Here is a 20,780-nt window from a genome sequence, read left to right on the forward strand (position 1 = left end):
TAAAGTTATCACTGAAGTACTTAAAATTTATTAGAGAAAGAATACTTTTGCTACTTATAATCCGATAAAATGGACATAAATCGTTGTAAAGGCTATCAAAAAGGAGTATAATAAGTGCAACATATCTCGGAGGTGGAAAATGTTAGAAGTAAGAAATCTAGAGAAAAGTTTCGGTCCCAAGCAAGTCTTGTTTGGCGTCGATTTTCAGGCAAGTCCAGGAAGGATTCTGGGCTTGGTCGGGAAGAATGGTGCTGGGAAAACAACGATTTTCCACAGTATGTTGAAATTTTTAGAGTATCAAGGAGAGATCAGTCTGGATGGGCAGGAGATTCGTCAGGAAACCTATGCACGGATTGGTTATCTGCCCGAGGAACGCAGTCTCATGCCCAAGTTGACAGTCCTTGAACAAGTTCGCTACTTGGCGACTCTAAAAGGCATGGATGCTAAAGAAGTCAAGGAAAAACTCCCTCAATGGATGGAAAAATTGGAAGTGAAGGGGAAATTGACCGACAAAATCAAGAGCCTCTCCAAAGGAAATCAGCAGAAAATTCAGCTGATTATCACCCTCATCCATGAGCCAGACTTGATTATTTTGGATGAGCCTTTTAGTGGTTTGGACCCAGTCAATACTGAGTTGCTCAAACAGGTCATCTTGAAAGAGAAAGAGCGCGGTGCAATCATTATCTTTTCTGACCATGTTATGACCAACGTTGAGGAACTTTGCGATGATATCCTGATGATTCGTGATGGGCGTGTGGTCTTGCATGGACCAGTTCAGGATGTTCGCAATCAATACGGGAAAACACGTCTCTTTGTTTCAAGTGAACAAAGCAAGGAAGAATTGGAAAAACTTCCTCACGTCAAACAGGTGAGCTTGACCAAGCAAGGTAGTTGGAAATTGATCCTAGATGATGAAAGTGCTGGAAGGGAACTCTTCCCAATCCTCACTCAAGGTCAATATATTGCGACCTTTGACCAGCAGGCTCCAACAATCGATGAAATCTTTAAACTAGAATCAGGGGTGGAAGTATGAGAAATATGTGGGTTGTAATGAAGGAAACCTATCTTCGACATGTCAAGTCGTGGAGTTTCTTCTTTATGGTGATTTCGCCGTTCCTCTTTTTAGCCTTATCTGTAGGAATCGGCTTTCTCCAAGGGTCTTCTATGGCCAAGAATAGCAAGATAGCAGTAGTAACAACGGTGCCATCTGTGGAAGAAGGGCTCAAGGGTACCAATGGTATCAACTTTGATTACAAGGATGAAGCCAGTGCCCAGGCTGCTATCAAGGATGAGAAAATCAAGGGTTACCTAACCATTGACCAAGAGGACAGCGTTCTCAAGGCCATCTATCACGGTGAAACTTCTCTTGAAACAGGCATCAAACTAGCAGTAACCAATAAGCTAAATGAACTGCAATACCAACTCAATCGCTCGGCGGCCAATTTGTCCCAAGAGCAGGAAAAACGCTTGGCTCAAACTGTTGACTTTACTGAGAAGATTGACGAATCCAAAGAAAATAAAAAGATGGTCCAAACCATTGCAGCTGCAGGGCTCGGTTTCTTCCTTTATATGATTTTGATTACTTATGCTAGTGTCACTGCTCAGGAAGTGGCTAGCGAGAAAGGAACCAAAATCATGGAGGTGGTCTTCTCTAGTATCCGAGCTAGTCATTATTTCTACGCTCGCATGCTGGCTCTACTTCTTGTGATTTTGACTCATATTGGCATTTACGTCGTGGGTGGGCTGGCTGCCATTCTGCTCTTTAAAGATATCCCTATCTTGGCGCAATCTGGAATTTTAAATCATCTAGGAGAGGCTTTCTCGCTCAATACCTTATTGTTTGTCTTGGTTAGTCTCTTTATGTACGTTGTTTTAGCAGCCTTCCTAGGATCTATGGTTTCTCGCCCTGAGGATTCAGGAAAAGCCTTGTCGCCATTGATGATCTTGATTATAGCAGGATTTGTCGGTGTGACCTCTCTAGGTGCTGCTGGGGACAATTTAGTTCTGAAAATTGGGTCTTATATTCCTTTCATCTCGACCTTCTTTATGCCATTTAGAGCTATAAATGGGTATGCGAGTGATTTAGAAGCCTGGATTTCACTTGCCATAACGGTTGTTTTTGCGGTCACTGCAACAGCCTTTATCGGACGCATGTATGCTAGTCTAGTCCTTCAAACAGATGATTTGGGAATCTGGAAAACCTTTAAACGTGCCTTAGCTTATAAATAGCAATAGAAACCTCGTTTTCACGAGGTTTTTGTGATATTTTAAAGGTCAAATCGGGAAAATTATTTTTCATATCTATTGACTTTTAGTAGTGAAATTTGGTATGATAGTAGACGGTATTGTTTACCCCATTTGTAAGGCCCCGGAACCTTTCAAATACCCCGCGGACCGGAACATCCGCCCTGTAAACAAAAACGATATTCATATAGGAGAAATCATGAACAAAACTACATTCATGGCTAAACCAGGCCAAGTAGAACGCAAATGGTACGTTGTTGACGCAACTGATGTACCTCTTGGACGCCTTTCAGCAGTTGTTGCTAGCGTACTTCGCGGAAAAAACAAACCAACATTCACACCACACACTGATACAGGTGACTTCGTAATCGTTATCAATGCTGAAAAAGTTAAATTGACTGGTAAAAAAGCAACTGATAAGATCTACTACACTCACTCAAACCACCCAGGTGGATTGAAACAAATCACTGCTGGTGAACTTCGTTCTAAAAACGCAGTACGTTTGATCGAAAAATCAGTTAAAGGTATGCTTCCACACAATACTCTTGGCCGTGCTCAAGGTATGAAATTGAAAGTATTCGTTGGAGCTGAGCACACTCACGCTGCACAACAACCAGAAGTTCTTGATATTTCAGGACTTATCTAAGGAAAGGAACAATAAAGTATGTCACAAGCACAATATGCAGGTACTGGACGTCGTAAAAACGCTGTTGCACGCGTTCGCCTTGTTCCAGGAACTGGTAAAATCACTGTTAACAAAAAAGATGTTGAAGAGTACATCCCACACGCTGACCTTCGTCTTGTTATCAACCAACCATTCGCAGTTACTTCAACTGTAGGTTCGTACGACGTTTTCGTTAACGTTGTAGGTGGTGGATACGCTGGTCAAGCAGGAGCTATCCGTCATGGTATCGCTCGTGCTCTTCTTCAAGTAGACCCAGACTTCCGCGATTCATTGAAACGCGCAGGACTTCTTACACGTGACTCACGTAAAGTTGAGCGTAAGAAGCCAGGTCTTAAGAAAGCTCGTAAAGCATCACAATTTAGTAAACGTTAATTCGAGAGAATTACTATACTTACAGAGAGCACCTTTCGGGGTGTTCTTTTTTAGATTTTCATACTAAATTGGTGCAATTGACACAGTTGTTGCGACTTTAGTCGCTTACAAATGTGGCTGCAATCTGACAAAGTCAGTTGCCTCAAAACGTTAATCAATACGATTATATCAACGTTTCGAAACACTTCATGGTTCACACCATGGGGTGTTTTTTTGATGATTTTTAGCAAAATTCACACCACTTTTCACACCAAATTCACACCATTATTTTTTAAGATTACGAAAGGCAATTTCTCCAACAGCCATTGGAATTACATTTGAAGTGTTGACATAAGTCTTAGTTGTAATCGTATCACTGTGAGTGAGTGCTTCAGAAATAGCTTCCATAGAGGTTCCAGCTTGTTTAGCGAGCGTGGCTCCTGTATGTCGTAATTTATGAGGAGTTGCATGTGCAAGTTCTGGATGACGACGCTTAACAGATTTCATCTTGTTGTTAAGATAATCAGCATGGAGACAACTGTTTACGTTTCCCTTTGTATCAATGTACGTAAACACATACTGTTCTGGAGTCTGGATAATATTGAATTTAGTCAGTTCAATTTTTTGTTGTTTTTTCCATTCCTGAAGTAAGTCAGTTAACTCACTAGGAATTCGAAAAGTTGTCTTCTTATTTCCTTTGGTAGACTTTGGATTTTTGTATTTATCTAAAGCTTGTACTAACTGAATCTCCTGTTCACTTGTATTGATATGCTTCCATTGCAAAGCGTAACTCTCTGATTTTCTATCTCCCAAAAAGAAGGTAGTATAGAACAAAACATAGTCTTTGAATAGAATTTTTTCAGTCTCTAAATCTTTTTCAAAAGCTGTAAACCATGCTTGAAGTTCTTCTTGAGATAGATATAAATCTTCATCTTTTTTAGATTCCTGTAGCTTGATTTTCTTAGTGGCTTTGATACGGCTTATCGTTTTTGATAGGCGATTAGTTTCGATATACTCTAATTCTTCTGCCCAGTCAAAGATAGAGTTAACGTAGCTCCTGATAACTTTGAAATTTGCATATTGATCAGCCTTTTGAGTCAATAGATTTAGTACAACTTGTTTATTTTGATTAAGAAAGTCTATTGAATAATTCCCAAGTAAGGGTAGGATGTGTTTTCTAAAAGCAATTTCTGTTCCAACTATAGTTGCTTGAGAAGGTGGTTTAGCAGTGGAAGTAGTCTGACCTGCTTTGTAAGATTCCCACCAAATGTTTTGATAAAAGTATGATGGTTTCGGTCGTAAAATCGGTGCTTCGAATGGAGAAGGAGGGAACTATAGCTACACTTATGATGGTGTTGGGAATCAGCTTTCCGTTACCGATGCAGAAGGTCGCACCACAAGCTATACCTATGATAGCAAGGGTCGTTTCCTAACAGAAACCAATGCTTCAGGTCAAACGACTACCGTTACTCGAGATACACTGGGTCGCATTGTTACTCGAACCAATGAAGCAGGCAATAGCAGTAGCTTGACTTATGATGATAGAAACAATGCCGTTAAAACCATCACATATGCTCTGGGGCAAGTTACTCAAAACACTTATGACGCTGCAGATAAGTTAACGTCAGTATCTTACCCAATCGGCACAAAAGCAGAAACTACTTATGATATCATGGGTCGTGTGCTATCCTACACCGATGAAGCAGGCCAAACAGTATCCTACACTTATGACAGTGTTGGTAATAAACTCAGTGAAACCAAAGGGAAAAAGACTACTAGCTATACCTATGATGCAGCGGGAAATGTGACAGGTGTTACCTACCCAGATGGTAGCAGTGTTTCCTATGTGTTGGACGCGATGGGGAATATCCTGTCCATGACAGATGCCCTTGGAAAAGAAACAACTTATGAATACAGTAAGGCAGGGCGCCTGATCGCAACGACCAATGCCTTGGGTCACCGTACTAGTATGACCTATGATGCCAATGGCAATCAAAATAGCCTAACAGATGCGGCAGGCTATACTGCTAGTACGACTTATACAGGTCAAAATCAAGTTTCCAGTATTACAGATGGTCTGGGTAATCAAACTACGATGACCTATAACCAGATGGAACAGTTGACAGAGTTGACAGATGCCTTGGGTGGCAAGACTCGGTATAGCTATAATGAACTGGGCTATCCGATTCAGGTCACCGATGCCAATGGCAATGTCACTAAGATGACCTATACCTCAACGGCTCAACTGGAGGAAGTGACTCTTCCAGACGGAACCACCGTAAAGCAAGAATACGATGCCCTTGATCGTCTCCTCAAGCAGACACATTCTAGTGGTTTGGTGACAGAGTATAGCTACGATGCCGCCAACCGTGTAGTGAACAAAAAAGATAATCAGGATCTCAATGAGATCTATACTTACGATAAGGCAGGAAATCGTCTCACTTTAACAAACAGCTTGGGTGAGGTTACCCAATATAGCTATAATAGTGACAACCAGCTGACGAAGGTGGTTTACGCAGATAAGACCAGCGAAACCTTTGCCTATGATGTCATGGGCAATGTCGCAAGTTCAACCGACCAAGAAGGAAAGACCAAAACCTATCACTATGATCAAAATGGCAATCTAGTTAAGACCTTCGATCATCTGAAACGTGAAACCAAGTATAGCTACGATGCCCTCAACCGAGTGGTGACAGAGTCGGATGCCGATGGCAATACCTCTACTTACGAATATGATGTCCTAGGCAATCTTTCTAAAATGACCGATGCCAATGGCCATTCAAGTAGCTATGGCTATGATGCCAATAAGAAATTGGTACTCTATACGGATCCAAATGGTCAAGCGACAGCCTTTAAGTATGACCCATTAGGACGAATCATCGAAACAGTAGCTCCTACAGGAAGCAAGCAAAGTTTCAGCTATGATGCTTTGGGCAATCGCTTGAGCGAAACAAGTGGCGAAGGACATACAACGACCTACAGCTATGACAGTATGAACCGTGTCAGCAGCAAGAAACGTCCAACAGGTGGAGAGACTCAGTATGCCTATGATACTACAGGTAGCTTGGCAAAAGAAACCGATGCCAACGGTCATAGCACTAACTATGTCAATGACCTTTATGGTCGTGTGACTAAACGCACCTTACCAAATGAGGCAGCTTACACCTATGCCTATGACGCCTTGGGACGTCTCACCAAGCAAACAGGTCCACAGGGACTATCAAAAACCTATAGCTATGATGTGTCTGGGAACTTGGTACAGGAGACAGACCAATCTGATCGAAGCAATCACTATAGCTATGACAAGGTTGGCCGTCTCTTAACGGCTAAGAACGCCCTTGACCTTGAAACCAAGTATAGCTACGATGAAGCGGGGAATCTAGCTAAACTGACCAAGCCGTCAGGTGCTACAACCACCTTTGACTATACGACCCTTGATCAACTCAAAACGATCAAAACGCCAACTGGCCGAACAGTGGAATCAAGCTATGACCCCGTCGGTCAGGTGACCAAACGAATCATCAATGGCAAACGCGAAACGACCTATACCTATGACCCGAATGGCAATCTCCTTGAGGAGACGAATCCCCTCGGTCAGGTGACCAAACGAACCTATGATAGCCTCAATCGCCTCACCTCAGAAAGTGATGCGGCAGGCCAGTGGACTAAGTATGGCTATGACCACGACAATCATCTCACGAAGATCACAGATGAGGCTGGTGGCGTCGCAAGCATGACCTATGATGCCAATGGCAACCTCACAAGTGTCACATCTGGAAGCAAGCGTGTCAAGACCTACACTTATGACCTAAAGGATCAGTTGCTTACAGCGACACAAGGAAGTGGAGAGAAGGCTTCTACCTCTAGCTATACCTACGATAGCGTGGGCAATGTCACTTCGGTTACGAACGGAAATGGCAAGGTCACAAGCTACAGCTACGACTACAACAAGCTGGATCAACTACTCAAGGTGGAGTACTCTGAAAAGCAAGAGGGTCAAGTCCTCTATACCTATGATGCGGATGGCCGTCGGGTGTCTATGAGTGACCTGACAGGCACTAGTCAGTACGCGACCAACGAAGAAGGCGAGATTACGGGTGTTCGTCAGGGAGATGGTAGCCTGATCCAGTACGAGTATGATGCTTATGGCAATATCTCGAAGATGATTTATCCAGATGGTAGCACAGTTTCCTACACTTACGATGAACTGGATCGTCTGACTTCCGTGACAGATGTCAAGGGACAAAAGACCAACTATAGCTATAACCCAGCAGGGGATCTGACAGAGGTTAATCGAGGAGATGGGACTAAGAGCTTCTTGACCTATGACAAGGCTCACCGCCTCACCGAACTCCGTCACATGGATAAGCAGGACAAACTCATCTCTAGCTACGGCTATGAGTATGATGATGGTGGCTATATCGCCAAAGAAACCATCAAGCAAGATGGCGAAACTCTAGTCCATACCTATACTTACGATACTCTAGGTCAAGTGGAAAACATGACGGTATCGGATGGAGCTGGTAAGGAGCTCTCCAAGCTCTCTTACACCTATGACCTAGCCGGCAATAAACTGACCAGCAGCGAGACCGTCAATGGCAAGGAGAGCCAGACACGCTTCACCTACGATGACCATAACCGCTTGACCAAACTGGAAGGGCCAGATGGTACCATCACCTATACCTATGATAAGAATGGCAATCGGATCGCTTCTGAGAAGAACTCAGAAAAGCTAGACTACATCTACGACACAGAGAATCGCTTGCTTGCGATCAAGGACAAGAAGGGGCTCCTCATGGCTGCGCTTTACGATGGGGATGACAACCGTGTCTTCACTGCCAGTCGCAAGGAAGGCAAGAACACCTATCAGCTCTTCCAACGTAAGCCAAAGGATGCCAAGTCAGGCCGTAAGTCACCATACACAGCCCCAAGTGGAGAAGAAAACTCCCTCTTCTGGTATGGCTTTAGTCAGAATGTCCTCCAAGCCCTATCCACGCTACCGCAAACGATAGGAAGCATCTGGCACAGCATCTTTGACGATGTGTCGACAGCCTACCACCAGAAAGTGGCTAAGGACCGAGCGACCAAGGAGGGAATCGTCGTCAACCCACCAGAACTCGGAAACTTACCAGGTCAGGGAGAAGTGACCTATGCCAGTCAGGTTCAGGACGTCCTCATCCCTTACACCACACGAGAGGATACCTACAACTACTACGAGGAACGCAACTATGTCAACGATGTCAATCGTGAACATACAGAAGTCCTCGAAACCTATGACCATGATGGCAAGGCTCGTGAGACCTATAGCTATGGCAAGGGAAGAGCCAGCTACCTCAACAACCAAACAGGTGACAGCTACAACTACTTGACCAACCAGTCAGGCTCTGTGACAGGTTTGACCAAGGATGGACAAACAGTCGCATCAAGCAGCTATAACCTCTACGGGGCAAGAAAGACAAGCACAGATACAACAGGCAATCCATTTGCTTATAACGGCGAAGCTCGTGACGATACTGGACTTGACTATTTACGAGCAAGGTATTATGATAGTCAGGGAGGTACTTTCTTAACCGAGGATAGCTACCCAGGTGAGGCGACGGCCCCTCTCAGCCAGAACCGCTACAGCTATGTGCAGAACAACCCCGTCAACTATACCGACCCGAGTGGGCATAGAATGATCTGGGCTGTTGATGGTAGTGAACCAAGTCGTCCTCGTCGCATCAATACGCGCCTACAACGCATTTACCAACAGAGTATTGTCGGACAAGACATACTGGGTAGACCGCTAACACTACGTGAATACACGGATCATCGTATTAAAACCGATCGGACCTTCCGAGCACCAGAAAGTTATTATCAAGCTTTTGGTCCAAATGTGGCAACTTATCAAGGTGGAAGTTACGGAGGACAAAGTTCTTATGCTTATGCCCAACAACAAGCAGCACGTACAAGAGCCCAAGCAGAACAGCGTCGTCGTCAACAGATTCGCTATGAATATGGCTTGGCGACAGGACTACAGTCCTTGCCGATAATTCGAGAAGGTCTCAATCTGTATCGTAACTGGAATACGTCTTTACTGAACACATTGAAGCATGTATGTAATCCCAAAACGACTAAGGCATCAGATCGGGGTGTAAATAAAACCTTGTCTATAGCTGACTTTAGAAAGTATGAAGATGCGGCAAGACATGGACTAACTGTTTCTGAAAAAGCTAATATTGATTCAAGTTCTCTTAGTGACCTGAAAAATAAATATGGCAATGTTCTAGGTAACTATAGTACCTATCAAGGTACAGGTTACTTTAATCCGCTTGGTTCAGCTAAAAATAGATATATCATTTCTCGCTATAAAGAATTAAAGGCTATTGAAGATGCTAAGGTAGCTCAAAAAGTAGCTGAGATGAATAAGTATCACTATACTAACTTATACAAGCATATCGCTGAGACAGGGAATCGGATAGATGGGACACCAGCGAGTGATTTAGAGAAAGCTGTCGCTCCATATGTGCCGTGGATTGCGCCGATTCAAGATATGGCAGCTGCGGTTGCCGGTAGACAGGTTGCTAAGTACAATTCTAGTGTTCCGACTGGTAATGGTATGAAGTGGGGAGCGGAAAGTGGAAAAAAATTAAATTTGAATGGTACAGGTTCACCTTACGGCCCCCAACCAGATAATGGATCTCTAAAACCGTTAAGGCCATATGGACCACAATAATATAGTGGATCCTTGCAACCATTGTCAACACTTGATAATTTATCACCAAGACAAATTTCTAATATGAGCTTAGAGAATATCCAGAGAGCTTTACCAAAGGGATGGGAGTTAAAAAATAATAATGGTTTTGTACACATTTATGACAATGTAAATCCTAAACCGATAATTCGAATTGATCCACCAGATTCTAAAACAAATTACCCTCATATGCATTTTTATGATGGTGACCAAAATTCTTTAGATATAAATGGGAGAATAGTTGATTATCGTAGTCCGGAAGCACATGTTCCTTGGATTAATAATCAATAACATCAGAAATTGAGGTAGTATTAATGAAACACTTTGAAATAGAGGAGATACAGGATAAGATAAATCAGACTGACTATTGGGATTGTCGGATTCTAGATTTACAAATATTATATTTTGGAGATGAAGTCCATATATACATAGAAAGTTATAACGAGAATAAAGTAGATTTGGAGGAATGTTGGAAGGTAAGTTTTATTAGTTGTCTGGAATTAGATTATGAAACTGACGCTCAAAGTCGAAAAAATTTTAAAGTAAAAGATTTTGCGAAAAATCAGTTATACACTTGCCAAGAGATATTGCTTGAATATTACGATGATAATTTTTTTAAAACTACGATTGTTTTGGAGGGATTAGTTATGCTAAATATTATTTCTAGAGATGTCATTGTTGCGAAGATCAAACAATCAGAACATGATTTTTTCTGGAAGAGTACTGTTTAAATCTTTAATATAGGGGACTAGGAACAGCCTATAAGAAACATTAAGTATGTGTGTAAACATACTAAAATTAAGGCATAAGAATGAGGCTGGGAAAAATCTTTGAAATCATGAAAATGCATAATATCAGGTGTTTCAAACCTTTGATATTGTGCGTTTTAAATTTTGAAAAGAAGAAGTACTGGTAGAACAGAACCTAAAAATTTACAAGAACAGTTGACGATGCACGAAGTGATGTCTAATCCTTTAGAAAATGCAGTTGAACTTAAACTAAAAATGGGTGATACGCGATGGCATTCTTCAGAGGGCTGGGTAAAGATGGAAAAGAAAGTCTCAACATCAAGTGGGAAAAATATTAATATTCATTATGTTTATAATAAAACAACGGGAGAATTCAATGACTTTAAATTCAAAAGTGAGTAGGAGGAACTGGAATGGATAATATAGTACTACAATCTGAGTGGTTCGATGAAACAGAAAAATTTTGTGAAGTTAGACTTAGCTGTGAAACAAAGTTTCTAACAATTTATCAATTATGCTACTTCTTTGAAGATGATATGAACAATATATATATTGCCATAGATGAATATATAAACAATCCTCATACACCAAGGAAAATCCTCTTTGGGGATGATAGAGAAGGAGGAAGTGGCTATTTTATTTTCTCGTTAACTCCTATTAATTTTAAAGAAGAGTTAAAAATTGAGGTAGACATGGAAGTAGCTGATAATGATGAGGGCATACACCGATGTCAATTCTATATAAACACTCAATTGGAAAACTTTAAGTATTTCAGAAATAATTTACCTAGATTATTTTCAAAAGATTTAAGAGGAGAAATTAAATTACATGATTATTTTAACTAGAATAGTACTAATTATTTAAATTAACCTCTTCTTTTGTAATACAAACATGCAAAAACTCTCGGGGAAGGATTTCTGATTTCTTCGAGAGTTTTATGTTACACCTATGACCTAGCCGGCAATAAGTTGACTAGCACCGAGACAGTCGATGGTAAGGAGAGCCAGACACGCTTTACCTACGATGATCATAATCGCTTGACCAAACTGGAAGGGCCAGATGGTACCATCACCTATACCTACGACAAGAATGGCAATCGCATCGCTTCTGAGAAGAACTCAGAAAATCTAAACTACATCTACGATACAGAGAATCGCTTGCTTGCGATCAAGGACAAGAAGGGCCTTCTCATGGCTGCGCTTTACGACGGAGATGACAACCGCGTCTTCACTGCCAGTCGCAAGGAAGGCAAGAACACCTATCAGCTCTTCCAACGCAAGCCAAAGGATACCAAGTCAGGTCGTAAGTCACCATACACAGCCCCAAGTGGGGACCAACACTCCCTCTTCTGGTATGGCTTTAGTCAGAATGTCTTCCAAGCCCTGTCTGCTTTACCGCAAACGATAGGAAGCATCTGGCACAGCATCTTTGACGATGTGTCGACAGCCTACCACCAGAAAGTAGCTAAGGACCGAGCGACCAAGGAAGGAATCGTCGTCAACCCACCAGAACTCGGTAACTTACCGGGTCAGGGAGAAGTGACCTATGCCAGTCAGGTTCAGGATGTCCTGATCCCTTACACCACACGAGAGGATACCTACAACTATTATGAGGAACGCAACTATGTCAACGATGTCAATCGTGAATATACAGAAGTCCTCGAAACCTATGACCATGATGGCAAGGCTCGTGAGACCTATAGCTATGGCAAGGGAAGAGCCAGCTACCTCAACAACCAAACAGGTGACAGTTACAACTACTTGACCAATCAGTCAGGCTCTGTGACAGGCTTGACCAAGGATGGACAAGCCATCGCCTCAACTAGCTATCATCTCTATGGCGCAAGAAAGACAAGCACAGATACGACAGGGAATCCATTTGCCTATAACGACGAAGCCCGTGACGATACTGGACTTGACTATTCAAGATAGGGTTACCTCTATGAAGGTAGCCCTATTTTTTTGACTGTGAATGAATCGAAGCGATGGGATTACAGAGAGTTAGAATTTCTTTTTGCTTTGACTGAGATACATGAGTATAGATTTGTGTGACTGAGATAGAACTATGTCCAAGAATTTGTTGAATGTATCGAATATCTACATCACTATCTAGAAGCATTGTTGCGAAACTATGTCTAAACATATGGGGGGTAATAGGTGTAGTTAAGTTATGTTGTTTAACAAGGGTATTCAGAATTAAACGTACACTTTGCTCTGACAATGGTTTGAAAGAACATTTTCCAGGGAATAGGTAGTCACTGGGTTGAAAGCAGTAGTTATTTATATATGCTTCTAGTAAGCTAAATGTTATTTGATCTCCTAAAAATAGGATACGTTCTTTCTTACCTTTTCCCATAATATGGAGAGTCCTATTTGAAAGATTAATATTTTTAAGATGAATATGACAAAGTTCGGAAATCCTAATACCAGTTGAAAGCAATAGGGAAATGATTAGCAAATTTCTTTCAGCTTTTTGTTTTTGATATTTAGTTTTTGAATAGGCAACTTTCTGTTCTAGATGTGAAAAAATACTTTTCAAAATATCATAAGGAATCGTTTTAGGTAATATTTTTTCCGTTCTAAATTGAAAACGTAATTGATTAAAAGGATTCTCATCAACTAAATTATGAAATTTTAAGTAGCTGTAAAACACCTTCAAACTAGCAATTTTGCGACGTAATGTATTAGATTTAATATTGGATTTCGTCAAATGTTCAACATAAGTTTCCACACTGCTGTAATTTGAATTGTAAAATTGCAAAAGATCATTTTTGTAGGCTCGAATCGTATGTGAACTTAAGCGTCTATGAGTTTCGCAGTGGTCTAAGAAAGTAGAAATAAGTGTATAATCCATGAATAACTCCTTTATCAATAATCATGCTATTATAAACTTATTTGGATGCTTTGTATAGTGATAATAAATAGTTATCGGTAGGAGAAAGATGAAAAAACTAAAAAAACAATTTATTTCTGATTTTAGTGCGGCAATGTTAGAAAATAATGCAGCAATTTTTGCTGGTGCAGGACTTTCTGTTCCCTCAGGTTATGTAAACTGGAAAGAATTATTACGGAAATTTTCTGATTCGATTGGACTAAATATTGATAAAGAGTATGACTTAATTTCAGTTGCACAATATTACAAAAATTCTGCACAATCAAAAAATCAGATTTCACAAAAATTAATACAAGAATTTACAAAAGACTCTAAAGATAATAATTTGCTAACACTGTTAACGAGCATGCCCATTGAAACTTTTTGGACAACTAATTATGACCACTTAATTGAAGATAATTTGAAGAAAGCTGGAAAACGTGTAGACATCAAGATTGATAATAATGATTTGTCAATTACCCCTCCAAATATTGATGCGACTGTCTATAAATTTCATGGAGATATTTCTAGACCCTATGAGGCAATATTGACTCGTGATGATTACGAGAGTTTTGATAAGAGTCACAAACTTTTTATTCAAACACTACGCGGAGATCTGATTAGTAAAACATTTGTATTTGTAGGATATAGTTTAAATGATCCAGATATTCAGCAAATTCTAAGCAAAATTAGATTATTAATCGGAGAAAATATTAGGATGCACTATTGTTTTAGGAAAACTTTGACCATTGATATGTTTGAAAATTCCCAAGACCCTGAAAGTGAATTAGAATACGGAAAGATAAAACAAGAGCACGAAATAAATGATTTAAAAAGATATGGTATTCATACTATTTTGATTGAAGATTATAATGAGATTGATGAACTATTTAATCAATCTTATAAGTTATGTTTAACTAATAGTGTATTTATTGCTGGAAGTTGTAGAAATTATGGAGAATGGGATGAAGATAGTGCTACTGAGTTCCTATATCTTTTAGGATATAAATTAATTGCTAATGAAATTATAGTAGGTAACGGTAATATAGAAGGTGTAGGACCACAGGTGATTAATGGCGTGATGACCGCTATTAATGATAAAAATCTTGATATTTCGAAATATCTAAAAATTAAAACTCTCCCATTAATTAAAGGTAGCGATAAACATATTGATAGTTCGGCAAAGAAAAGATTCCAAGATAATATGATATCAGAAGCAGGTATAGTTATATTTGTCTTTGGAAATCAATACTATGACGGAACTTTATCTAACTCCAAGGGAGTACTAGAAGATTTTGACAGGGCTATAAAGCAAAATAGATTTATTATTCCCGTAGGTTCAACTGGTTGGAGCTCTTTAGAAGTATACAAAACACTTTTATCTGAAATTGATAAATATTCTTACCTCACTCCTTTTCTAGATAAGCTACTGATAGAAAAAGATCCTGAAATTTTATCTCAAACTATTATTGATTGCATTAAGCACATCAGAGATGCTTACATCATGGATAAACTTTAATAATAAATCAGTATATAAAGCTTTTTACTTTAATAAAAACAGAAGATTCACCATTTAATTTCAATTTGGTGAATCTCTGTTTTTTAGTTTTATATGTTTAATGTTCTCTAAGGCTATTTTGAACATTTATAGAAACGTCTTAATATATATTTCTTGGATGATTTCCAATATTTTAAAATGGTACTCCCCTTGGAAATCTTTCCTAAATAAACGTTCTTTTAATAGTCTGGTTATTGCAATACAAAACAAGATTTCATGTGTTAGTTTAAAATTCCCCAACTGTTTTTGTTTTCTCAAATATTGAGAGAAGTTATCTAGGATAAAAATAGCATCAATACTATTTACAGTAGTATGTCGAATTTGTTCTAATAAAAAATTACCAACATAACTGTCAATTGAAAAATTAGAAATATTTCTGCAAATAATATTGTTCAAATGCAGCAATATAAAGCGATCTACGATATAATCAGTTTCTTTTAACGATGATACCGTTAATAAATTATAATTTTTTAAGAAAGTATATTCATTAGGAATATCTTCTTTTTTTATTTTATACAATATTGGAAAAAAAGGAATCCTTTTCTTCATCGCATAATCTAGCTCTTTTATACACCATGCTTTGTTAAAGAATGTTTCATCGAATATAAAAATAATTCCATAATAATCAGCACTTTTATCGAGTACAGTATATAGATTATCAATTATTTCATCTCCAATGTTAATTTCAAATTTGTCAATCCAGGTTTTTAATCCTATTTCATTTAACGTATTATTCAGATTATTTACAAATTCGTAGTAAATATCTCTTGAATAACTTATGAAATATTGAAATTCTCTCACATCTCTCTCCTGCCGATAACTATTTATTATCACTAGTATACCATAGATTCATATCTCCAATATGTTTTCGATTGTAGTTTTCTTACTTTTTTATATTCTTAAAGACTTTTTGAACAGCTTCATAGTACTTTTTCTTCAATAACTAAATATGTGGAATTCTGTCTATCGGCAACAATGCACCAAAAATGGTGCATTTGTCTTTTTTGTGCTATAATAGAAATAAATAAAAGGAGGGTTCTTATGATTGGAGAAAATATAAAAATATTACGTAAAACACATGATCTTACTCAACCTGAATTCGCAAAGATTATTGGTATCTCTCGAAATAGTCTGAGTCGTTATGAGAATGGGACAAGTTCAGTTTCGACAGAATTAATAGATCGTATCTGTAAGAAATTTAATGTTTCTTATATCGATATCGTAGGAGAGGAAAAAATGCTCACACCAGTAGAAGATTATCAGTTAACTCTGAAAATTGAAATGATTAAAGAACGAGGGGCGAATATCTTAGCGCAACTTTATCGTTTTCAAGATGAACAAGGAATTGCATTTGATGATACTTCTAATCCTTGGGTTCTAATGAGCGATGATTTGTCTGATTTGATTAACACGAGGATTTATCTTGTTGCAACTTTTGAGGATATAGAGCGATTTAATGGCTATTTGGATGGCATTGAACGTATGCTAGAACAAGCTAGTCATCTGGTGGTGGCTTAATGAAACTAGAAGAATTTAGTCAAGATGATTTTGAACGAGCATCCAAACGACTCGTTCGTTCTTTAACTCGTGGAAAAACAACCTCATCTCAGCCTAAAGCTATTTTGCTCGGGGGACAGAGTGGTGCTGGTAAGACAACGATTCATCGTGTGAAACAAAGGGAATTTCAAGGCAATATCATTATCATTGATGGAGATAGTTATCGCCCTTTTCATCCGAACTACCTTGGCTTACAGGAAAAGTATGGAAAAGATAGTGTGGATTATACCAAAGTATTTGCGGGCCAAATGGTTGAATATCTCGTAGATGAATTGAGTAAACAAGGTTATCATTTGTTAATCGAGGGCACCTTGAGAACAACAGAAGTTCCTAGAAAAACAGCACAATTATTGATAACTAAAGGATATCAAGTCTCACTTGCACTAATTGCGACCAAACCAGAATTGTCCTATCTCAGTACTTTGATACGTTATGAGGAGCTCTACGCCATAGATCCTAGTCAAGCGAGAGCAACTCCCAAAGAACACCATGATGGAATTGTAGAAGATTTAGTTGATAACTTACGAGAGTTAGAAAATGACAAAATTTTTAATCAAATTCAAATTTATCAAAGAGATCAATCGTGTGTTTATGATTCGCAAGTAGACGAAACCTCAGCAGCAGAAGTTCTACACGAATGCCTATTTGGAAAATGGAGTAAGGTGGAGGAAGAGATGTTGAAGTTGGGACAGGAACGGTTGAATTCATTAAATACCAAGTAGTTCGATTTTTTTAAAAAATATTAGGGGAAGTTATGGAATTTAAAAAACTAGTAATTGAAAATTTTCGTAATTTTAGTTCTATTGAGATTGATTTGTCAAATAAAAATGTAATATTTGGAATGAATGATTCAGGAAAAACAAATCTCTTATTCGCAATAAGATACCTCTTGGATAGAACTATCAGAAATAAGGGTTTCATTAAATCAGATTATCATAAACATGATACTAGTAGACCTATAAAAATACAACTTGAACTTGATTTGTCTGATAGAAAAATGGAGGGAGATGAAGAACTACTAAAAACTTCACATTCTCGCCTTCTAATTTCAACGGTAGCTGGAGCAAGAAATAACTCTAGCTTAGACACATTCTTTATCTCATTAGAAGCAGTTTACAATGAGAAAGAGTTATTTGGAAATCCGGTATTAAGCTGGGGTTCAACACTAGATAATTTAGTTGAAGTCCCCCAATATGGTACAAGAAGTGACATTGATAAAATATTTCAAATAGTTTATGTAAATCCCGCTATAGAGTTAGATTCTTTTTTTAAGCGAAATAGAAGGTTATTGTTCTCTGATGATTCTAAAACTGACGAGGATGTAAAGCTTGAGGAAGAGATTGAGAATAATATTGAAAAGCTAAATGAGAATATTTCTAACTTACATTTAATCACTCGTGTTCAATCACAGTTGACTGAAGCCTATAAAAGTTATCGTAAAGAAAATTTAGAAATTAAAATTCAATCAGAAATATCCATCTCAGGATATTTAGATAATCTTACGCCATACATTAACTGGAATGATGATACTAACAATTATCCGACATCGGGAGACGGTCGTAAAAAACTTTTATCATATGCTATTAATCATTTGATTTCAGAAAAACAATATAGCAACAAGGTAATAATTTATTTAATTGAGGAACCAGAGAATAGCTTACATCGTTCAGTTCAAATTTCTCTTTCAAAACAACTTTTTGTTCAGAATATTTATGAATACTTTTTTCTAACAACTCATTCAGCCGAAGTTCTTTATGAAATGGATAATACTCAACTCATTAAGATAACCAATCAACAAGGTGCAACGGGGCAATCAGTCTATTACACAGTTCCTGATGAATTTTCAAATTTAAAGAAAAAATTAAATAAATCATTGGCACAGTCAATCTTTTATGATAGGATTCTTTTGGTCGAAGGTCCATCAGAATATTATCTATTTTCTGCTATTTTTGAATATGTAAGTCCCGATTTTGAGTCTGATGGAAAATACTTATTACAAGTTGATGGAATAAATTTTAAACCTTATTCAGAGCTATATAGAGCATTAGGGATTTATACTTGGATTAAAACTGATAATGATTTAAAAGCTAGTCGTGGTGATAAACATATGTTTTCTCCTATTGGTTTGAATAGGTGTATTGACTTGCTTGATCAAAGTGTGACTCCTAGATTAGATAATTATCGTATAGATTTTTCTTCCAAAGATGAGAGAAAACAGAATATAAAGTCTAAAAAAGAAGAACTATATTCGAATAACCGGAGTCTAGTATCTCAATTAAATGAAGAGGGAATATTTATATCAGAAGTTGATTTAGAAAATGACTTGGCTCAGGTTTTATCCGATAGCGAGAGGAGTGAAATGAGTGAATTTGATTTTGTAAATTGGTTACAAAGTAGTAAACAGTACAACATGTTGGAATATATAGATAATTATCTTACTAATGAAATTGCACATAAAATTGTGAAGTCAGATTATTTTAAAGTATTATCGGAGTTTTTAGATTATGAGTGATATTGCTACACACGATAAGAATGTTAAAAAAGAATTGTTAGAATACCAAGGAAATATTTTAATTTTAGCGAACGTAGATTCAGGAAAAACAACTTTTTTAACTGAAAAGCTAAAAAGTGATTCAAAAAAGCTAGACAATTATCAAAAATTAGCAGCAATAACGTTTACTCGAAATGCAACGGAGGAAATAAAGCAGAAATTAGTTGATATTCCGGACAACGTTGTTGTATCGACCATCGATTCGTTTTTAGATAAAGAAATAATCCTTCCTTTTATTAATCAGAAATACGAAATTCAAACATCTGTACAGTTTAGCTTTCGGATAGAACATAAATTTAGCCACTATAGCATTGGAATAAGACAAATATTGCAAGATGGTATTTTCGGGACTTACGACTTTCCTACTTCTCAACAGGGCAAGAATTTCAAATGTGAAGTTGCTTTAGATATTTTGAAGACAATAGATTCTGCGTCGGAATATATAAAATATAAATTTAATACTTTGTATATTGACGAATTTCAGGATTGTGACCAGTCTATGAATGATTTATTTCTGTATCTAAAAAATGAGTTAGGAATCTATTTATTTATTGTAGGAGATGATAAGCAATCTATTTATCAGTGGAGAGGTGCATCGCCCAAATATATAAATAATTTATGGAAAAACAAAAATGATTTTAGAAAAGAGAGATTTATTGGGAATTTTAGAAGTCTGCCTAGAATAGTGGATTTCTCTTTAGCTCTGACTCCTAAAGTGATTATAGATAATATTAGAGAAGAGGGTTCAATTCTATATTTAGAACCTAATCAGGATTATCTAAAAGAAGATGTTATTAAGTACTTAATTGATAATGGCGATATAAATTTACAAGAAGAAAATTATTTTTTAATTGGAAATAATAAAGACATTGAAGAAACTGTGACGAATTTGAATGATATTTTTCTAAATAAATTTGATTGTGTTAGAAAAAATCCATTCATAGAATGTACTAACAGCATTTTTTTGGAATGTATAGCTAAATATTATTTTCTTGATGACTTTTCTGAGTATGATGTATTGAATAATCTTTTTCCTGAATATAACGATGAATTTAGGAAAGAACTTTTAAAAAAATTAAATAGACTTCGTCAACAACCTACACAGTCACTTATTGAGGAAATAGCTTCGTATTTAGATGTTTTAATTACAAATTATGAAGATAAGTTAGAAAGTCAAATACTGTTGGAAATTTTGAGTAATTTGGATAATAAAAAATTGTTTGATACAAATTTAATGAGTAATAATTTAATAATGACTACTCATGGTTCAAAAGGCTTAGCAGCAGACACTGTGGTAATTTTTGTAGAATATTTGATTGATCGATACAAACAAGAGTTGAAATTTGAAGATCATTATGTTGCAATTACTAGAGCGAAATCAAAAGTCATTATTATTGACAACCAGACAATTTATACTAATGAAATTAATAGATTCTTACGTAGCAATAATGGGAAATTTTCTTTTGAAGATTTTATATAAG

The 20,780-nt window shown here is 37.5% G+C and carries 17 protein-coding genes and 1 pseudogene; 15 read left to right on the plus strand and 3 right to left on the minus strand.

What is annotated here, in order from left to right; translation table 11 throughout:
• Positions 1-139 precede the first annotated feature (139 nt).
• From SORDD27_RS00415 to rpsI, 4 genes are all read left to right on the plus strand, one after another.
• A complete protein-coding gene (locus tag SORDD27_RS00415; protein ID WP_000895260.1) occupies positions 140-1,033 on the plus strand; it encodes an ABC transporter ATP-binding protein in 894 nt (297 codons plus the stop codon).
• Entirely contained in the window at positions 1,030-2,229 is a 1,200-nt protein-coding gene (locus SORDD27_RS00420; protein ID WP_061426675.1) for an ABC transporter permease, read from the plus strand. The genes SORDD27_RS00415 and SORDD27_RS00420 overlap by 4 nt, the downstream gene beginning before the upstream one ends.
• 214 nt (positions 2,230-2,443) lie before the next feature.
• Positions 2,444-2,890 carry a 50S ribosomal protein L13 gene (gene rplM / locus SORDD27_RS00425; protein WP_061426677.1) on the plus strand — a complete coding sequence of 149 codons (447 nt, stop codon included), beginning with the start codon at positions 2,444-2,446 and terminating at the stop codon, positions 2,888-2,890.
• Between the two features lie 18 nt (positions 2,891-2,908).
• On the plus strand, positions 2,909-3,301 hold the full coding sequence (gene rpsI, locus SORDD27_RS00430) for a 30S ribosomal protein S9 (RefSeq protein ID WP_000075969.1): 393 nt from the start codon (positions 2,909-2,911) through the stop codon (positions 3,299-3,301).
• Between the two features lie 264 nt (positions 3,302-3,565).
• On the opposite strand, the pseudogene SORDD27_RS00435 reads toward rpsI, so the two are convergent.
• Positions 3,566-4,567 (minus strand): annotated as a pseudogene (locus tag SORDD27_RS00435) (site-specific integrase); the annotation flags it as partial.
• A 241-nt stretch (positions 4,568-4,808) separates the two neighbouring features.
• On the opposite strand from SORDD27_RS00435, the gene SORDD27_RS00440 reads away from it, so the two are divergent.
• The 6 genes from SORDD27_RS00440 to SORDD27_RS00465 all read left to right on the plus strand — a co-directional run bounded on the left by SORDD27_RS00440 (position 4,809) and on the right by SORDD27_RS00465 (position 12,693).
• Complete coding sequence (locus SORDD27_RS00440; RefSeq protein ID WP_231069249.1) at positions 4,809-9,995, plus strand: RHS repeat-associated core domain-containing protein; 5,187 nt, start codon at positions 4,809-4,811, stop codon at positions 9,993-9,995.
• Between the two features lie 21 nt (positions 9,996-10,016).
• A complete protein-coding gene (locus tag SORDD27_RS00445) occupies positions 10,017-10,304 on the plus strand; it encodes a hypothetical protein (RefSeq protein WP_196755606.1) in 288 nt (95 codons plus the stop codon).
• 23 nt (positions 10,305-10,327) lie between these two features.
• Positions 10,328-10,744 (plus strand): hypothetical protein, encoded by a 417-nt coding sequence (locus SORDD27_RS00450; protein WP_061426679.1) that lies wholly within the window; start codon positions 10,328-10,330, stop codon positions 10,742-10,744.
• A gap of 162 nt (positions 10,745-10,906) precedes the next feature.
• Positions 10,907-11,164, plus strand: coding sequence for a hypothetical protein (locus tag SORDD27_RS00455; RefSeq protein WP_231069250.1), 258 nt, complete (start codon positions 10,907-10,909; stop codon positions 11,162-11,164).
• 11 nt (positions 11,165-11,175) lie between these two features.
• Entirely contained in the window at positions 11,176-11,607 is a 432-nt protein-coding gene (locus SORDD27_RS00460; protein WP_061426680.1) for a hypothetical protein, read from the plus strand.
• A 123-nt stretch (positions 11,608-11,730) separates the two neighbouring features.
• Positions 11,731-12,693, plus strand: a complete 963-nt coding sequence (locus SORDD27_RS00465) for a hypothetical protein (RefSeq protein WP_061426681.1) — start codon at positions 11,731-11,733, stop codon at positions 12,691-12,693.
• A gap of 22 nt (positions 12,694-12,715) precedes the next feature.
• Here SORDD27_RS00465 and SORDD27_RS00470 read toward each other — a convergent pair whose 3' ends face one another.
• Entirely contained in the window at positions 12,716-13,615 is a 900-nt protein-coding gene (locus SORDD27_RS00470; RefSeq protein WP_061426682.1) for a tyrosine-type recombinase/integrase, read from the minus strand.
• Between the two features lie 88 nt (positions 13,616-13,703).
• On the opposite strand from SORDD27_RS00470, the gene SORDD27_RS00475 reads away from it, so the two are divergent.
• Positions 13,704-15,152 carry an SIR2 family protein gene (locus SORDD27_RS00475; protein ID WP_061426683.1) on the plus strand — a complete coding sequence of 483 codons (1,449 nt, stop codon included), beginning with the start codon at positions 13,704-13,706 and terminating at the stop codon, positions 15,150-15,152.
• A 126-nt stretch (positions 15,153-15,278) separates the two neighbouring features.
• Here the strand turns inward: SORDD27_RS00475 and SORDD27_RS00480 are convergent, their stop codons facing one another.
• Positions 15,279-15,992 carry a toll/interleukin-1 receptor domain-containing protein gene (locus tag SORDD27_RS00480; RefSeq protein ID WP_061409705.1) on the minus strand — a complete coding sequence of 238 codons (714 nt, stop codon included), beginning with the start codon at positions 15,990-15,992 and terminating at the stop codon, positions 15,279-15,281.
• A gap of 240 nt (positions 15,993-16,232) precedes the next feature.
• On the opposite strand from SORDD27_RS00480, the gene pezA reads away from it, so the two are divergent.
• Genes pezA through SORDD27_RS00500 form a run of 4 tightly spaced genes read left to right on the plus strand, consistent with a single transcriptional unit; the run spans position 16,233 to position 20,779 of the window.
• Positions 16,233-16,709, plus strand: a complete 477-nt coding sequence (gene pezA, locus SORDD27_RS00485) for a type II toxin-antitoxin system antitoxin PezA (RefSeq protein ID WP_061426684.1) — start codon at positions 16,233-16,235, stop codon at positions 16,707-16,709.
• On the plus strand, positions 16,709-17,470 hold the full coding sequence (gene pezT, locus SORDD27_RS00490; protein ID WP_061426685.1) for a type II toxin-antitoxin system toxin PezT: 762 nt from the start codon (positions 16,709-16,711) through the stop codon (positions 17,468-17,470). Before pezA ends, pezT begins: the two co-directional genes overlap by 1 nt.
• A gap of 32 nt (positions 17,471-17,502) precedes the next feature.
• Positions 17,503-19,260 carry an ATP-dependent nuclease gene (locus tag SORDD27_RS00495; RefSeq protein ID WP_061426687.1) on the plus strand — a complete coding sequence of 586 codons (1,758 nt, stop codon included), beginning with the start codon at positions 17,503-17,505 and terminating at the stop codon, positions 19,258-19,260.
• A complete protein-coding gene (locus tag SORDD27_RS00500) occupies positions 19,253-20,779 on the plus strand; it encodes a UvrD-helicase domain-containing protein (protein WP_061426689.1) in 1,527 nt (508 codons plus the stop codon). The genes SORDD27_RS00495 and SORDD27_RS00500 overlap by 8 nt, the downstream gene beginning before the upstream one ends.
• Position 20,780 lies beyond the last annotated feature (1 nt).

Origin of the sequence: Streptococcus oralis, assembly GCF_001579025.1 — a bacterium.
Taxonomy (GTDB): domain Bacteria; phylum Bacillota; class Bacilli; order Lactobacillales; family Streptococcaceae; genus Streptococcus; species Streptococcus oralis_X.

Bases quoted from the DNA above. Each gene is read 5' to 3' on its own strand.
- SORDD27_RS00450 (WP_061426679.1), top strand. From the start codon at position 10,328: ATGAAACACTTTGAAATAGAGGAGATACAGGATAAGATAAATCAGACT.
- SORDD27_RS00495 (WP_061426687.1), top strand. From the start codon at position 17,503: ATGGAATTTAAAAAACTAGTAATTGAAAATTTTCGTAATTTTAGTTCT.
- pezA (WP_061426684.1), top strand. From the start codon at position 16,233: ATGATTGGAGAAAATATAAAAATATTACGTAAAACACATGATCTTACT.
- SORDD27_RS00415 (WP_000895260.1), top strand. From the start codon at position 140: ATGTTAGAAGTAAGAAATCTAGAGAAAAGTTTCGGTCCCAAGCAAGTC.
- SORDD27_RS00420 (WP_061426675.1), top strand. From the start codon at position 1,030: ATGAGAAATATGTGGGTTGTAATGAAGGAAACCTATCTTCGACATGTC.
- SORDD27_RS00475 (WP_061426683.1), top strand. From the start codon at position 13,704: ATGAAAAAACTAAAAAAACAATTTATTTCTGATTTTAGTGCGGCAATG.
- pezT (WP_061426685.1), top strand. From the start codon at position 16,709: ATGAAACTAGAAGAATTTAGTCAAGATGATTTTGAACGAGCATCCAAA.
- rpsI (WP_000075969.1), top strand. From the start codon at position 2,909: ATGTCACAAGCACAATATGCAGGTACTGGACGTCGTAAAAACGCTGTT.
- rplM (WP_061426677.1), top strand. From the start codon at position 2,444: ATGAACAAAACTACATTCATGGCTAAACCAGGCCAAGTAGAACGCAAA.
- SORDD27_RS00460 (WP_061426680.1), top strand. From the start codon at position 11,176: ATGGATAATATAGTACTACAATCTGAGTGGTTCGATGAAACAGAAAAA.
- SORDD27_RS00470 (WP_061426682.1), bottom strand. From the start codon at position 13,615: ATGGATTATACACTTATTTCTACTTTCTTAGACCACTGCGAAACTCAT.
- SORDD27_RS00500 (WP_061426689.1), top strand. From the start codon at position 19,253: ATGAGTGATATTGCTACACACGATAAGAATGTTAAAAAAGAATTGTTA.